This is a genomic window from Flavobacterium soyae (assembly GCF_021245985.1).
Taxonomy (GTDB): domain Bacteria; phylum Bacteroidota; class Bacteroidia; order Flavobacteriales; family Flavobacteriaceae; genus Flavobacterium; species Flavobacterium soyae.
On the sequence record NZ_JAJQXA010000005.1, the window covers coordinates 219,788 to 235,177 of the forward strand.

General features: G+C 33.1%; 15 protein-coding genes, 1 tRNA gene and 1 pseudogene. 11 read left to right on the forward strand and 6 right to left on the reverse strand.

All coding sequences use genetic code 11. The annotated features are described in order from the left end of the window. Nucleotides 1-257 precede the first annotated feature (257 nt). The 5 genes and pseudogenes from LUU93_RS08605 to LUU93_RS08625 form a co-directional block, all read right to left on the reverse strand. A tRNA-Tyr gene (locus tag LUU93_RS08605) sits at nt 258-338 on the reverse strand. 186 nt (nt 339-524) lie between these two features. Continuing rightward, nucleotides 525-911 (reverse strand): annotated as a pseudogene (locus tag LUU93_RS08610) (peroxiredoxin family protein); the annotation flags it as partial. A gap of 18 nt (nt 912-929) precedes the next feature. Further along, nucleotides 930-1,691 (reverse strand): DUF4369 domain-containing protein, encoded by a 762-nt coding sequence (locus LUU93_RS08615; protein WP_232680359.1) that lies wholly within the window; start codon nt 1,689-1,691, stop codon nt 930-932. Nucleotides 1,692-1,950: 259 nt separating this feature from the next. Next, nucleotides 1,951-2,391, reverse strand: a complete 441-nt coding sequence (locus LUU93_RS08620) for a KTSC domain-containing protein (protein ID WP_232680361.1) — start codon at nt 2,389-2,391, stop codon at nt 1,951-1,953. 336 nt (nt 2,392-2,727) lie between these two features. Next, a complete protein-coding gene (locus tag LUU93_RS08625) occupies nt 2,728-2,973 on the reverse strand; it encodes a hypothetical protein (RefSeq protein ID WP_232680362.1) in 246 nt (81 codons plus the stop codon). A gap of 85 nt (nt 2,974-3,058) precedes the next feature. Between LUU93_RS08625 and LUU93_RS08630 the strand changes: the two genes are divergently transcribed. The 9 genes from LUU93_RS08630 to LUU93_RS08670 all read left to right on the forward strand — a co-directional run bounded on the left by LUU93_RS08630 (nt 3,059) and on the right by LUU93_RS08670 (nt 11,420). Then, nucleotides 3,059-3,601 (forward strand): hypothetical protein, encoded by a 543-nt coding sequence (locus LUU93_RS08630; RefSeq protein ID WP_232680364.1) that lies wholly within the window; start codon nt 3,059-3,061, stop codon nt 3,599-3,601. Further along, nucleotides 3,601-3,741, forward strand: coding sequence for a hypothetical protein (locus LUU93_RS08635; protein WP_232680366.1), 141 nt, complete (start codon nt 3,601-3,603; stop codon nt 3,739-3,741). The genes LUU93_RS08630 and LUU93_RS08635 overlap by 1 nt, the downstream gene beginning before the upstream one ends. Nucleotides 3,742-3,847: 106 nt before the next feature. Beyond that, nucleotides 3,848-4,084 (forward strand): hypothetical protein, encoded by a 237-nt coding sequence (locus LUU93_RS08640; RefSeq protein ID WP_232680368.1) that lies wholly within the window; start codon nt 3,848-3,850, stop codon nt 4,082-4,084. Continuing rightward, the gene (locus tag LUU93_RS08645) at nt 4,071-4,451 is read left to right on the forward strand and encodes a YchJ family protein (protein WP_232680371.1); all 381 of its coding nucleotides are present in this window, start codon (nt 4,071-4,073) and stop codon (nt 4,449-4,451) included. The genes LUU93_RS08640 and LUU93_RS08645 overlap by 14 nt, the downstream gene beginning before the upstream one ends. 106 nt (nt 4,452-4,557) lie before the next feature. After that, nucleotides 4,558-5,676 (forward strand): vWA domain-containing protein, encoded by a 1,119-nt coding sequence (locus LUU93_RS08650; RefSeq protein WP_232680373.1) that lies wholly within the window; start codon nt 4,558-4,560, stop codon nt 5,674-5,676. 162 nt (nt 5,677-5,838) lie between these two features. Then, nucleotides 5,839-7,302 carry an AAA family ATPase gene (locus LUU93_RS08655; protein ID WP_232680375.1) on the forward strand — a complete coding sequence of 488 codons (1,464 nt, stop codon included), beginning with the start codon at nt 5,839-5,841 and terminating at the stop codon, nt 7,300-7,302. A 173-nt stretch (nt 7,303-7,475) separates the two neighbouring features. Further along, nucleotides 7,476-8,327 carry an EamA family transporter gene (locus LUU93_RS08660; protein WP_232680377.1) on the forward strand — a complete coding sequence of 284 codons (852 nt, stop codon included), beginning with the start codon at nt 7,476-7,478 and terminating at the stop codon, nt 8,325-8,327. A 439-nt stretch (nt 8,328-8,766) separates the two neighbouring features. Next, nucleotides 8,767-10,053, forward strand: coding sequence for a Glu/Leu/Phe/Val family dehydrogenase (locus LUU93_RS08665; RefSeq protein ID WP_232680379.1), 1,287 nt, complete (start codon nt 8,767-8,769; stop codon nt 10,051-10,053). A gap of 143 nt (nt 10,054-10,196) precedes the next feature. Continuing rightward, nucleotides 10,197-11,420 (forward strand): sterol desaturase family protein, encoded by a 1,224-nt coding sequence (locus LUU93_RS08670; protein WP_232680384.1) that lies wholly within the window; start codon nt 10,197-10,199, stop codon nt 11,418-11,420. A 270-nt stretch (nt 11,421-11,690) separates the two neighbouring features. Here LUU93_RS08670 and susR read toward each other — a convergent pair whose 3' ends face one another. Further along, nucleotides 11,691-13,289 (reverse strand): SusR family glycan utilization regulator, encoded by a 1,599-nt coding sequence (gene susR / locus LUU93_RS08675; protein WP_232680386.1) that lies wholly within the window; start codon nt 13,287-13,289, stop codon nt 11,691-11,693. Nucleotides 13,290-13,763: 474 nt separating this feature from the next. Here susR and LUU93_RS08680 point away from each other — a divergent pair, with 474 nt between their 5' ends. Next, complete coding sequence (locus LUU93_RS08680; protein ID WP_232680388.1) at nt 13,764-14,285, forward strand: DUF5004 domain-containing protein; 522 nt, start codon at nt 13,764-13,766, stop codon at nt 14,283-14,285. Between the two features lie 7 nt (nt 14,286-14,292). Next, entirely contained in the window at nt 14,293-15,375 is a 1,083-nt protein-coding gene (locus LUU93_RS08685) for an antibiotic biosynthesis monooxygenase family protein (protein WP_232680390.1), read from the forward strand. The last annotated feature ends 15 nt before the right edge of the window (nt 15,376-15,390 follow it).

Below are 15,390 nucleotides of genomic sequence, written 5' to 3' on the forward strand. Positions count from 1 at the left end.
AGCAGTAATCTTGCCATAAAACTGCCGAAATCAATTTTTAAATTGATAACTGGATAAAAAACTTTAGTTTTTATGGCAAAAAAGGTATCCCTCCATGGATATTTTTCTACAATTTTGCCACAGAGATTTTGAGTAGTTTTAAAAAATTTGAAAAGCAGTATAAAAGAAAAAAACCTGCGAATCCCAGGATTTGCAGGTTTTACCACGTTTTTTGAAAAGATTGAGAAACTTTTGTTTTCACTTCTTTTACCCTTTTGTGGGGAGAGCAGGATTCGAACCTGCGAAGTTCACACAGCAGATTTACAGTCTGCCCTCGTTGGCCGCTTGAGTATCTCCCCAGATCTCAGCACTATTGCGCTTTGTTGTTCTAAGCGGTTGCAAATATAGTAACGTTTTTCATGTTTGCAAACAAAAATTGAACTTAATTTAAAGTTATTTTTTAATTAATTTTTAATTGGTTGGTATTGAATAAAATAAAAAAATCTCCACTAAGGAGATTTTTTTATTTTTTCTAAATATTGATGTTATTTAGCCAAAAGTTCTACGATTTTTGCTTTCAATTCCGCACCTCTTAAGTCTTGAGCAACCACTTTTCCTGATGCATCAAGAATAAAAGTTGCAGGAATAGATTCCACATTATATTGTTTCGCAATTGGTTCGTCCCAAAATTTAAGGTTTGAAACATGTGTCCAGGTTAAACCATCTGCTGCGATGGCTTCTTTCCAGTGTTCAGCATCCTTATCTAAAGAAACTCCAACAATATTTAATCCTTTTGAATGTAATTCTTTGTAAATAGCTACAACATTTGGATTTTCTTTTCTACATGGTCCGCACCATGAAGCCCAAAAATCAACGATAGTTACTTTGCCTAAACTTTCTTTAAGCGAAACTACTTTTCCTTGTGGATTTGGTGCTGAAAAATCTGCTCTTCATTTAGCGCTGCCAACTGGAGGAGCTGATGCACCAACCGCAGGCATTTTTGCTTGACCTAGTCTGGTTTTGATTTCTTTACCAGGAGTAGTATTTTTTACAGATTCGTCTAAAGCGTTGTATAAAGTCTCAGTTTTTTTGATATCATTGCTTGGATCATTAATCATACTTTGAATAATCAATGCAGAGATATAAGATTTTGGATGACCTTCAGCGTAAGCTAAATATTTCTTTTTAGTATTAGCCTGAACTTCTGTCTGAATTTCCATGTATTGTTTCATTAAGCCATTAACAGTTGCAGTATCATGAGCTTTTTGGGCATCTTGCATCTTTGTAGTATTCTTTTTCTGGAAATCAATTAAACTTTTTTGAGTTTTTGTAAGGTCATCATTGAATTTTACATACTCATCATTATTGTAAGTTCCGGAAATTTTAGATTTATGGATACTGTCTTTGTCAATTTCGATATTGATTTCTCCAGTTTCTAAGATAAATGGGATTGGTCCGTTAGCACCTTGAAGAATTAATGTATGAAAAGCCGGTTCTTTAACTTTTCCTTTAATTTCAAATTTTCCATTTTCAACTTTTACAGTATCTAACGCAATTGTCATTCTTGTTGCAGGATCCTGACCTTGCAGAATAATCGTTTTTCCGTTTTCAATTCCTTTTGCAGTACCTGTAATTAGGTATTCTCCGTCTTTAACTTTACTGCATGAAATGATAGCTGCAGAAGCTGTAAGTAAAAAAAGTATTTTTTTCATTATAAAAAATTAATTAGTTAATTGATTTGTACAACAAAAGTATCTAAAATTATAAAACATATAGAATTTTGTAACCTAAAATTTTGTTATAGTTTTTTTGTGTCTAAATGTCCTGTAATCAAGGGTTTTGAAGCGTTGATTTGATTTAAAACTGTTATTTATTTATTGTTTTGAATGCTAATATAGAATTTTTTTAATTGTAAGCCATAAAAAAAGCACTCTGTAAGAAGAGTGCTTTTTGAATTATTTTCGAATAAATTTATTCTTGATTTGTTTTCTTTCTCCATGTAAAAGAGTTCAAAATGTGTCTTTTTGCAAATCTTCCGGGAGAATCAGCATTTACCATTTTTACGTAAGTTGCTTTAGGAACGCTGATGTATTCGTAAACACTTCCGTTAGAAAAATCAATAATCAAACGACCTTCTACAAATTTATAATCTGTAATAGTACAAGCTGTTATTGTTTCTGTGTATTCAGGTAAATTAAGTTTGATAGTATCAGGGTGAATGCTTACTAAAAAGTGATAAGCTTCAATAATAGATTTACTTTTTTCTTCCGCAGCTTTTAAACCAGCGTCGTCACCTTGAAATTTATCAGGATGCGCTTCTTTCATCGCATTACGATAAATTGTTTTTAAATCTTTTAACTCTGCAGTTTTCTCTACGTTTAGTAATTTACGGTATTCAACTATTTTTTTCATAAATAAAAGGTAACTTCTTGTCTATTAGTTCGAAATGAGTGTTTTTACTTCAAAACGACAAATTTTTTGCAAAGGTACACTTTTTTTTAACTTTTCAGTTTTCATCCAAAAAATATTAAGGAAAGTTGTTTTATGAAATCGTTAATTATGAAATTAATTTAACTGCAAAGTGCGCAAGGATTTTTTATATGTATGATTTTTATAAAAACGCTAAGTTCGCAAAGCTTTGTATTGATAAAGCTTTGCGAACTTTATAAGCGCAGTCTTTGAAAAAAAAAATCTTAGTGTACTTTGTGTTAAAAAAATCATTTCAGCCTGAAACCTGAAACAAAAATATTATTCCGGCTTATGATTAGCCTTATCGAAGTTTTTAGATTTCTTTGGATATTTATCGTAGCTGATATCACTTGGATTTTCAATTACAGATTTAATTGTAATCCAGTCGCCAACGTTAAAGTTTGAATGTACGATTTTATAATCTAAAAGATATTCACCACAGAAATAATTGTTGTTTTCATCTTTTTCGATAATGCCGGTAAAAACTCCTTTTTGAGGCATTTTTCCTTGTGAATCTTTAGACATAGTTTTTTGTTTAAAATTAAAAAGGCAAAGTTAATCAATTTAGGTTTGTTTTAGGGAGTTCGCGACAATCTGAGTATATTTGCATATGCAGAAAAATTTTAAGCCACATCCAAATTCTTTCAAGAATACCTTTTGTGTTTTTAATGAAGTGCTTCCAAATGAAATAGAAGGTTTAAAAAAACAATTTGAAAGCAAGGCAGGAAGTACCTATTATTATACCGAAGCCGGAATGTACCGCGTCTCCAATCATTGGGGAAGACTGGCAAACAGTAAATGGCGTTTAATTGCCCGTGAACCTGAAACCGAATCGAAAACAAAAATTGGTTTTGCAGCCTGGGATGAGTTTTATCCTGATAATACAGAAGAGAAACTTTATTATATAGAAGCAGATTTTGAAAAGAATCTGGCAAATTATCAGCATAAAAAGAACCCGAATTATGACGGAAAAGCGATATTGAGAACAAGTTTTGAAACAACAAAACGCTTAAAACAAGTTAGAAACCTGCAGCAATTAACTTCGTGGGCGAAATATTTTGATTATGATGATATAGCTGATTTAAGAAAGCAGATTATCAACGAATTGATTTTTACTGAAAGGAGTTTAGAAGAAATAAAAAGAGAAATATAATGGGACGCAACAACGAACGAAATATTAAAACTCACAATGACAAATTGCACAAAGCTCAGGCGAAGAAAAAACAAGCCGAAGTTTCACGCAAAGAAAAACTCAAAGAAATTGTGAAAAAATTCAACGAAAATAAAGAGTAGAAAATAGTTTCAAGTTTTTTTAGTTTCAAGTTTCAAGTTACAACGGAACGTGAAACCTGAAACGTGAAACGTGAAACCTGAAACCTGAAATAAAAAACAAACATATATGAATACAAAATTCGAAACTTTAAAAGCAAGTGTACAGGAAATTATTGATTTGATTGCTGCAGGAGATTCCAGAGAAGCAAATAATAAATTATTAGATGTAAGTGAGGTGTTAGATGAAATGATTGATTTTGCTGAAGAAGATGAAGAAGTAAGGGAAATAAGCAGATATCAGGTTTTGCTAAACCAGCTTCATGTAAAAATTAATGGAGAAGAAGAGGTAGATGGCGGCGAATAAATGCTTTTGTGATACAGGATTATCGTTTGAAAATTGCTGTGGATTGTATCTCGAAAACAATCAAAAAGCACCCACGGCTTTGGCTTTAATGCGTTCCAGATATTCGGCTTATGCCACTCATAATGGCGATTATCTTTTAGAAACGACTTATATTTCTGAAAGAAAATATTATTCGAAAGCCGAAATTCTAAAATGGGCAGCGGCCAATAAATGGCAGAAATTAGAAATCCTGAGTTTTACAGAAAATACAGTGGAGTTTAAAGCTTATTTTTTAGATTCAAACAATAAACCCCAGATACATTACGAATTTTCAACTTTTAAATTAGAAAATAATGCGTGGTTTTATGTCGACGGAAAGTTTGAATAAACTACACAATTTGTATTGATTTTGGGTTATTTTGTTTTGATATTTTAACTAAAAATTAATAAACGTTTCTATTTTCATAATTCTAAAAAGGCTTAATTTTAGAATTATGAAAAACGAATTTAAAAAAGGTTTTTATTTTAAGTCGTACGAAGCCCCATTTCAGTCTCCGTTTGAAAAACTTTTTGGTATTTTCAAAGAGCTAATCACCCATACTTCGGGCGATTTTGACGAAGCAATCAGCTGGCTTCGGGAGTTAGATGTAGAATATAAACTAACTGATGAGAACTACACAATCGATGATTTTATCGAAGATTTAAAAAAGAAAGGTTACATAAAAGACGAAGTCAAAGAAGACGGTACAAATGGTTTTGGAATAACTGCAAAAACAGAGCGCGCAATTCGCCAGCAGGCGTTAGACCAGATTTTTGGAAATCTAAAGCGCTCCGGAAACGGAAATCACAAAACAAAATATGCAGGGAATGGCGATGAACATACAGGAGAATTTCGCGAATTTAATTTTGGCGATAGTTTAGAACGTATTTCACTGACCGAAAGTCTCCGAAATGCCCAAATCAATAATGGTGTTGAAAGTTTCATGCTGACAGAAAATGATTTAATTGTCGAAGAAACGCAGTACAAAGCACAAATGAGCACCGTTTTGATGATAGACATTAGCCACAGTATGATTTTGTATGGCGAAGACCGAATCACTCCCGCCAAAAAAGTGGCAATGGCTTTGGCCGAATTAATTACAACCCGTTATCCAAAAGATACACTAGATATTTTGGTTTTTGGAAACGATGCCTGGACAATTCCAATTAAAGATTTACCATATTTACAAGTTGGTCCGTATCACACTAATACGGTTGCCGGATTGCAGTTGGCGATGGATATTTTACGTCGAAAACGAAATACCAACAAGCAGATTTTCATGATTACCGACGGAAAGCCAAGCTGTGTGCGTGAGCGCGATGGTTCTTATTATATGAACAGTAACGGCCTCGACGAATATATTGTAGACAAATGTTATACGCAGGCGCAGCAAGCCAGAAAATTACACATTCCGATTACGACTTTTATGATTGCAAACGATCCGTATTTACAGCGATTTGTGAATCATTTTACAGAAGCAAATCAGGGAAAAGCATTTTATACCGGATTAAAAGGTCTTGGTGAAATGATTTTTGAAGATTATGAAACGAATAGGAAGAAGAGGGTTCGTTGATTTAGGTTCAAAGTTGCAAAGGTTCAAAGGGACAAAGGTTTTTGCAAATTAATTTATAGACAAAGTATATCGTAGAGACGCACAGCAGTGCGTCTAACCCAAAGTAGCAACACAATATTTGCCGTTAAAAAAAACAATAAACAAAATAAGATATTTCATAAAATGGAAATTAACAATATAAAAACATTAGGGCAGTTAAAAGCTGCAGGATATAAAAGCATAAGTATAAAGGACGAATTGCGAAATAACCTTCGTGAAAAAATAAAATCAGGAAAACCGGTTTTTGAAGGCGTTCACGGATTCGAAAATACCGTAATTCCAGAATTGGAACGCGCGATTCTTTCTCGTCACAATATCAATTTGTTAGGACTTCGCGGACAGGCAAAAACGCGTTTAGCGCGTAAAATGATTGAATTGTTAGATGAATATATTCCATTTGTAACGGGTTCAGAAATCAATGACGATCCTTTGAATCCAATTTCACGATTTGCAAAAGATTTAATCGAAGAAAAAGTAGATGAAACCCCAATTTCCTGGTTACACAGAAACGAACGTTTCTTCGAGAAATTAGCAACACCAGATGTTACTGTAGCCGATTTAATTGGCGATGTCGACCCAATTAAAGCAGCAAATTTAAAATTATCTTATGCAGATGACCGGGTAATTCATTTCGGAATGATTCCGAGAGCAAACAGAAGTATTTTTGTCATTAACGAATTACCAGATTTACAAGCCAGAATTCAGGTTGCATTGTTTAATATCCTGCAGGAAGGCGATATTCAAATTCGCGGATTTAAATTGAGAATGCCTCTTGATATGCAGTTTATTTTTACCGCAAATCCGGAAGATTATACCAACAGAGGAAGTATTGTAACGCCTCTTAAAGATAGGATTGGTTCTCAGATTTTAACGCATTATCCTGAAACGGTTGAAATTGCAAGAACAATTACACAACAGGAAGCAAAACTGGATGAAGACCAAAGCGATATCGTTTATGTTCCAAATTTGGCCAAAGATATTTTAGAGCAAATTAGTTTTGAAGCCCGCGAAAGCGAATATATCGATAATAAAAGTGGTGTAAGTGCCAGAATGAGTATTACAGCTTTTGAAAATTTAATAAGTACTGCAGAACGCCGTGCTTTAAAAGCAGGGGTTGATAAAACAAATCTTCGTTTGTCTGATTTTATGGGAATCATCCCGGCAATTACAGGAAAAGTAGAACTGGTTTATGAAGGAGAGCAGGAGGGAGCAGCAGTTGTTGCGCAGTATTTAATTGGTTCAGCAATCAGGACTTTATTTCCGGCATTTTTTCCGAAGATTGAAAAATTAGAAAAACCGGGAGAAAAAACACCTTATTCTGATTTGATCGAATGGTTTTTTGCAGAAAGTGGTTTTGAATTATTAGATGATGCTTCAGATGCTGAATATCAGGCAACATTAGACGAAGTCACTCCTTTAGATATTTTATTAAAAAAATACCAGCCGCAATTAGATCAAAAAGATGGATATTTTGTAAAAGAGTTTATTTTATGGGCTTTAGTTGAATACAAAAAATTAAGCAAAGATCGTTTTGCACAAGGACATCAGTTTAAAGATATGTACGGAAGCTATATTAGTAAATTGTAAATTATCAATTGATAATTATAACTTTTAAACCCGACAGATTTATCCCGAAGCCTCGGGATAAATCTGTCGGGTTTCTTATGTTTAATGATCTTAGTCAAAGTTTTAAACTTTGACTAAGATTTATATTAAATCAGATATTTTAAAACCTATTTTTGTACTTAAAATTTAATCCCATGTTGTTTCTTGTTTTAAGTATTTTATGCAGTGTAACGGTTGGTGTTATCTTCAAAATAACCCGTAAATACAATGCAAATCCAATTCAAATTATAGCTTTCAATTATGTAACGGCAATATCCCTTTGCTATTTTACTTTCAGCCCGGATTTAAATGTAGTTCATACTGATGCGCCTTGGAATATTTATGCAGCAGTTGGTATTTTACTGCCTATTGTTTTTCTGTTTTTATTCACTTCCATAAAACATATGGGAATTGCAAAAACAGATGCTGCACAGCGTTTATCGCTCTTTATTCCGATAATTGCAGCCTGGCTGATTTTTAAAGAAGAATTCAATTCGTATAAAGTTATTGGGTTGATAATAGGATTTATTGCGTTGTTATTCATCTTAAAAAAGCAATCAGGAAACGATCAAAACAAATGGATTTATCCGGCAGCTGTATTTATAGGTTTCGGGATTATCGATATACTTTTTAAACAAATCGCACTTTTTACAGCTTTGCCTTATACTACTTCATTGTTTATAGTTTTTGATATTGCATTGGCCGTTTCTTTGCTTGTTGTGGTTTATGATGCTGCTATAAAAAAGGTAAAACTGAATTACAAGAACATTCTTTTTGGAGGTTTAGTCGGGATCTTCAACTTCGGAAATATATTATTTTATCTAAAAGCTCATAAAGCTTTCGCCGAAAATCCATCAACAGTTTTTGCAGGAATGAATATGGGCGTAATTGTTTTAGGAAGTCTTGTTGGAATGCTTTTCTTCAAAGAAAAACTATCTAAAATCAATATTTTGGGGCTTGTTTTGGCCTTAATCGCCATTGTTTTTATCGTAAAATCACAATTTTAGTACTTTTTTTAATTTCTTAAATTATTAATTTACAAGGGGTTTAATATTAAGTTTGTGTTTTTTTTAAATAAATTCTACTAATTCTATAGAATTTATAAATAATATTTTATAGATTTGCAATGACAATGAAAAACTATAGTCTAAATATCATCCCGTTTGTGTGCAGCTTGACGATGTGCTGCATGTCAAACAATGCGATGAAACGGCGTTAATAGAGAAAGTACTTGTTAGTTATTTTTTTTTAGCCTTTCATGCACCATGAAAGGCTTTTTTTAGGAACTATTAAATAAAAATAAAATGAGATCGAATAGAAACATAAATAGTATGATGCATTGCTGCCAGATGAAAATTCCTTGTTGCATGTGCAGCTGCTGATTTTATTCAGAGAAACATTTTATTAAGTCCAAATCGATAAACCAAAAAAATAAAAATAAACACTATGAGTGCAGAAATTATAAAACAGAACCCCTTTCAATCTATGATTGACAGGTTTAATATAGCAGCCGATATTCTTAAATTAGATGAATCTATAAGATTGAAGCTGCAGCGTCCGGAAAAACAAATTGTGGTTAATTTTTCTATAACATTAGATAATGGAACCGAGCAAAACTTTGAAGGATACCGCGTAATTCACAATACAGCTTTAGGCCCGTCAAAAGGCGGAATTCGTTATGATAATGCTGTTAATCTTGATGAAGTAAAAGCATTGGCAGCCTGGATGACGTGGAAATCTGCCGTAACGGGAATTCCGTTTGGAGGAGCAAAAGGTGGAATTATCTGCGATCCGAGAACACTTTCTAAAACAGAATTAGAAAGGATTACAAGAGCTTATACAAAAGCGTTAGCTGATATTTTTGGGCCCGAAAAAGATGTTCCTGCGCCGGATATGGGAACAGGTCCAGACGAAATGGGCTGGTTAATGGATGAATTTTCATTAGTTCACGGCAAAACAATTCATGCTGTTGTAACGGGAAAACATTTACATTCTGGAGGATCATTAGGAAGAGTAGAAGCAACCGGAAGAGGAGTAAGCATTATTACTTTGCTTGCACTTGAAAAATTAAAAATAAGACCGGCAAGATCTACTGCTGCCATTCAGGGATTTGGAAATGTCGGTTTGCATTCGGCTTTGTTTTTATATGAAAAAGGAGTTAAGATTGTTGCCGTAAGCGATGTTTCTGAAGCGTTTTTCAATCCTGAAGGAATTAATATTCCAGAGTTGATTTTGTATTACAATCTGAATAATAAAACTATTAAAGGTTATCCAAATTCAGTTGCGATCAAACACGAAGATTTATTGCTTTTAGATGTTGATGTTTTGATTCCGGCTGCAAAAGAAGATGTTATTACACAAAAGAATGCCAAAGATATTCGTGCCAAAATAATTATTGAAGCTGCAAATGGCCCGGTATCTTCAGATGCTGATAAAATTTTACACGAGAATAATGTTTTAGTAGTTCCGGATATTTTAGCAAATGCCGGAGGTGTAACGGTTTCTTATTTTGAGTGGCTTCAAAATTCATTGTTAGAATTCTGGAGAATACATCAAATTAATAAACGTTTAGAAGATATATTAGAAAAAGGTTTTGAAACTGTATTTAGAGTTGCTGCCAAACATAGTGTAACGCCGCGAATTGCAGCTTATATTATCGCTTTGAAAAAAGTGGCAGACACGCAATTTGTTAAAGAAATAGCTCTGGAAGCCGATAAATACAAACAAAACTAGATTTTTTATAAGAGAAATTTAAGACTATTTTCATCGATTAATATCAATATATTTGTATCAGATATTGTTTGATGAAAATATCTTTTTTAGTTTAATTAATTGTTGTTTAGTTTCTTAAAATCGATAAAAAGTAATTTTTAAAAATGAAAAACATTAATTTTCTTGCATTTGCAATGCCCGCTTTCTTTCTGTTTTTATTTCTGGAATATAAGCTGGCACAACGAAAAAAGAGACCTGAAATTTTTAATTATGAAAGTTCTGTTTCTAATATTAGTATTGGAATTGCAGAGCGATTGATTAATTTGTTTGTTGCCGCAAGCTTTTACCAATTGTACTATTTGATTTATGATGATTATCGGATTTTTGATGTTCCGAGTAATTTTTTAGTCTGGATTGCCTTAATTCTTGCCACAGATTTTGTCTGGTATTGGTATCACAGATTAGGACATGAAGTCAATTTTTTCTGGGCAGCACACATTGTACATCATCATAGTGAAGAATTTAATTTTACGGCCGCCGCCAGAATTACCACTTTTCAGGCCATTATCAGAACAGGATTTTGGTGTATCCTTCCTTTTGTTGGGTTTCATCCCACAATGGTAATTACCATGCTTATTGTTCACGGAGCATATTCTTTTTTTACGCACACACAGCTCGTAGGAAAAATAAAATGGCTCGAATATATTTTTGTAACACCTTCTGTTCATGGTGTTCATCACGCATCTGACGAAAAATACCTTGATAAAAATTACGGCGATATGTTTACGTTTTGGGATCGCCTTTTTGGAACTTTCCAGGAAGAAGAAGAAAAACCAAAATACGGATTAACACATCCGCTAAAAAGTTATAGTTTCCTTTGGCAGCATTTTCATTATTATTTTGAAATATACGAATTGTGGCGTCGCTCAAAAGGATTTAAAGCAAGATGGAAAGCCGTATTCGGCAGCCCTGCGCATATGGATCAGGATATTCGTCCTACTTTGGAAAAGCGTTTTCTACAAGATAAAAGCAATCCGCACCAAAGACTTCGTTTTAGAAATTACCTTTATATTCAATTAGGAATCTGTACTTTACTGCTAACCGTTTTTACGTATTATTTTGATCATTTAGAGGCGTATGATAAAATTTTTGTATTGTCGATTATAATTATCACTTTAATAAACTGCGGCGCTATTTTAGAACAGCGAAAATGGATTTATTATCTAGAATATACCCGTATTTTTATAATAACGACGTATTTTTTATACGAAAGAGATCTAACCATATTTTTCTTCGTTCCGCTGGTCATTATGATTTTTGCAGAGCAATTATTCTCGCTTAGTAAATATTATCAAAATATGATTTTGCAGCTAGAATCTGCAGAGTAAAATAAAAGAAAAACCGCCACGAATCCACGAATTATTTAAATACAAATTAGTGAATTGCTTCACCAATTCGCTATCGCTCGGGTCGTGGCGGTTTTATTTCCTGCAAGATTTCCAAAACCTTGTAGGTATAATTTATCAAGTTTAGGAATCGATATAGAAACCTACAAGGTTTTGAAAACCTTGCAGGAATGCTGCATTTTTTTGCCACAGATTAAAAGGATTTAAATGATTTTTTAATCTGTGTTAATCTGTGAAATCTGTGGCTAAAAATTAAATCGTTTTAATGGCCATTATTTTCTCTTCAAAAGTATCTTTAAAGTCTGATTTACTTTTAATTCTGGTTTTATACGTATAAATGGTAGCTACAGAAAGTTCCAGAAATTCAGCCATTTGACTGCTGTCTTGTATTCCTAATCGGTATAAAGCAAAAATGCGGAGTTCCGTGTTTAAAAGCTCGCCTTTCTTCACAATACATTTATGATCGTTCGGAAATAAATGATTAAAATCAGTCACGAAAGTTGGGAATAATTTTAAGAAGATTTCATCAAACTGATGGAAAAGATTTTCTCTTTCTTCCTTTACATTATAGCGTTTTAAGCTGGCAATAACTTCATCTGTTTTCTTGGTAATGATTTTATGAAGCGTACTTTTCTGGATATGATCAATCTTATTAATAAAAGCCGAAGTTGCCTTAATAAAATAAGTAATGTATTCCTCTTTAATTGCATTTGCCTCGCTCAGTCTTATGTTCATTTCCTGAAGCTGAGCGTAAGATGAAGCCATTATTTTTCTTGCCTTATTTTTCTCTTTTAATTGTTTGAAAATAATAATAGAGAACAAAATAATAATCAGCGTCAGGATCGTCAAAAGAATAATAATCTTTTCCAGTTTATCATTTTTGTCTTTTACATTGTTTAACTGCGCTTTTTCAATAATAGGTAATATCGACGAGATTTCAATTTTGCGATGTCTGGCGTTGTAAAAAGTGGCGTCATCCATGGCAATATTAATATACTCGTTGGCTTTGTCCAGATAACCCATTTTAAAGAGTTCGTTGGCCAGATTTCTGAGCGCGACAGTTTCTTTTGTCGCATTTTTAACATCGGCAATAGCAGCGAGTGCGAGATAATAAATTGCTTTTTTAGTATAGCCTCTTTCCGAATAAATATAGCCGAGACTAGAAGTTGCAATTCCGTAATAATCAGGCGGTAAATCATAGTTATTAATCCAGTAGCTGAAAGCAAATTCGGCACCGCGCCAGTCTTGTTGTTTTAAACGTTTTAAACTTTCGGCGGCCCAATATTCATTAGAATTCGTTCCAATTAATTCTAAAGCCTTTTTAAGAAAATGATTTCCCTGCTGTACATAATGAATATTAAAACGCTGATCGCGGTTATAATCGGCTAAATCATAATAGGCACGCGCTTTTATATTGTAATATTCGAATTTGTTTTTTTGATCGAGTTTTTGATCGTCAATAACATTCAGCGTATCAATAGCTTCTTTAAAAAGTCCCGAAGAAAGCAGTACAAAACCTTCTTTAATTCGGCTTTTAGCCAAATATTTAGGATCTTTTAAAACTATGGCTTTAATTTTAGCTTCTTCTAAATAATAATAAGCTGAGTCATATTTGAATGATTTATATTCTTCAAACAATGACATATAGGTATTGTATAATTGCTCGTTATTTTGGCTGACAGTAAATTTTGAAACATTCTTTTTTAAAGCTTCAATTTTACGATATTTCTGTTTTAAGTAAACTTCTTTTTTCAGCAGTACATTATCTAATTCTTCAAGAATTGGATTTGTCTCTTTCGCAGTTAGAGAAAAACCCGCAATGAAAAAATACAGTACAAATATTTTTTGCATGGTTTGGTTGTGGTTTTAGGGTAAGATAATTTATGGTTGAGTGAATTCGTTTAAAGCAAAATTAATTAAATACTGATGACTAACAGTTTTGGAAATTGGAGAGCTGCTTCTTCAGATTTTTTTTCGAAATACCTTAGTGTGAGTCTTTAAAAGGTATTAAAATGTTAAAAGTACTCTAGTAATTTGCAATTATACAATAAAAAGCAGTTATATGTGTGTATAGTTGAAAAATATTCGTATAAAATTTTCATATTGTCATATTTACCATTATTCTACAGGTGGTTTATATCTAAACAAGACCTTGATTTTTATGTTTCAGGTTTGTTTTTAATGTGTTGTAATTCAATTGTTTAATATAAAAAGAGATTGAATTATATCTTGATTTTTCACAGATGTTTTTTTTAAAATTTATTTAACATCTAGCTTCGTACTGTCCTTTTTAAAGGGATCAAAAACTAACAAAAACCAAAATTTATGAGAAGTAAAAGTTATTACTGGTTAGCTCTGTTTATGTGTTTTTTTGCAATTAGCTGCGACAATACAGAAGACGGAAGCTATGTAGATCCGATTACGATTTATGAAAAAGTAAACGGAAATTGGGGATTAACAAATCTAAAAATGGTTGACGAATTTGCTAAGGCAAATAAGATCGAACCAAGCGAGGAAAACTTGAGTACTTTTTTTAACTACGAAGATTTTAAAATCAATTTTAGCGTAGACGAAAAAAACAAACCTACAAGTTATGAAGTGACGGGCAATGTTCCTCCTTTATTTGCTCCAAAAGGCTATTGGGAATTAAGCTCAGATTTCCAGCAGACCAATGCAAGCGCAGTAAAAATCTACTTGTACAGCGACGCTGCTAAAACTCAAAAAACAGATGAACTTAGAGTAACATCAGTTCCTGGAAACAATGACGAAATGGAATTTCAGTTAGTGCATTCTTCAGGAGGAACTCCGTTTGTGACTTATGTATTTAAATTAAATGCTATTAATTAAAAGTAATATGAAAAAATTTCTATATACAATTTTACTTGCCCTTTTGATGGCTCCAACATTTACAAAGGCACAAGAAAACGCGGGAGCTGTGGGACCTATGTCATCATTTCCGGTTGTTTACAAATATGATGAGCAAGTTACATGGTACTTTGACCTTGCCGGAACTACGTTTGCAGAAAATCAGGATTTATACATCTGGATTTGGTCACCATCTGAACCAGATGCGGGAAATTGGGAGAATTCATCTGATTTCGCAAAATTGCACTATGAAGGAAATAAAGTGTGGAGTTTTACTTTAACTCCAACAGTATATTTTTCTAAAACCCCGGCTGAAATTGCAGCAAGTGCAGGATTTTGGTTTCGTTTAAAAGACAAAACTGGATCTAAACAAAGCGACGTGGCGAATATGCCATATACTGATTTCTCTTCTTTTTACACGGCGAATGAGCTGATCAGAGCTTATCCAACAAAACCAACAATTGATAAAGGCGTAAGTATTTTATTTAATGCCAATTTAGCTCCGGGATTTGCGGGCGCAACAAGCGTTCACATTCACAGCGGATTGAACAACTGGGATATTAAACAAGAATACCAATCATGGTTACCGGACATTGCAGCAAAAACCAAACTAAAAGATTTAGGAAACGGATTCTACAAAATGGATCTTGTTCCAAAAACATACTACAATGCACCTGACGGTTACGTGATGGAAAATTTAGTTTTCCTTATGGTAAAAGACGACTGGGCAGGAACAATTCCGGATCAGGTTTTATATGCAGGAGCTTATGAGCCGCCGCCGGCACCAATATTTGGATTTTTTCCTTTACAAATCAGCCAGAAAGATTTCTTAGGTATCTACAGAAAAAACAACGAGCCGGGAGTAAACAAATTACTTTACACGATTACGGCTGGTGCAAAAACAATTTCTGGTGAGTTTAGCGGAGGAACTGCAGAGATAAAAGGATTTGTCAATTTGGTTACAGAACTTAAGGATTCTCCTGTTTTAAGTGAAATTCATGTTTTAGTTAAAGACAACAAAGACAAAACAATTTCAGATACGACGATTCCGCTTAAAACCTTAGACAAATAATTCACTATCAAATTA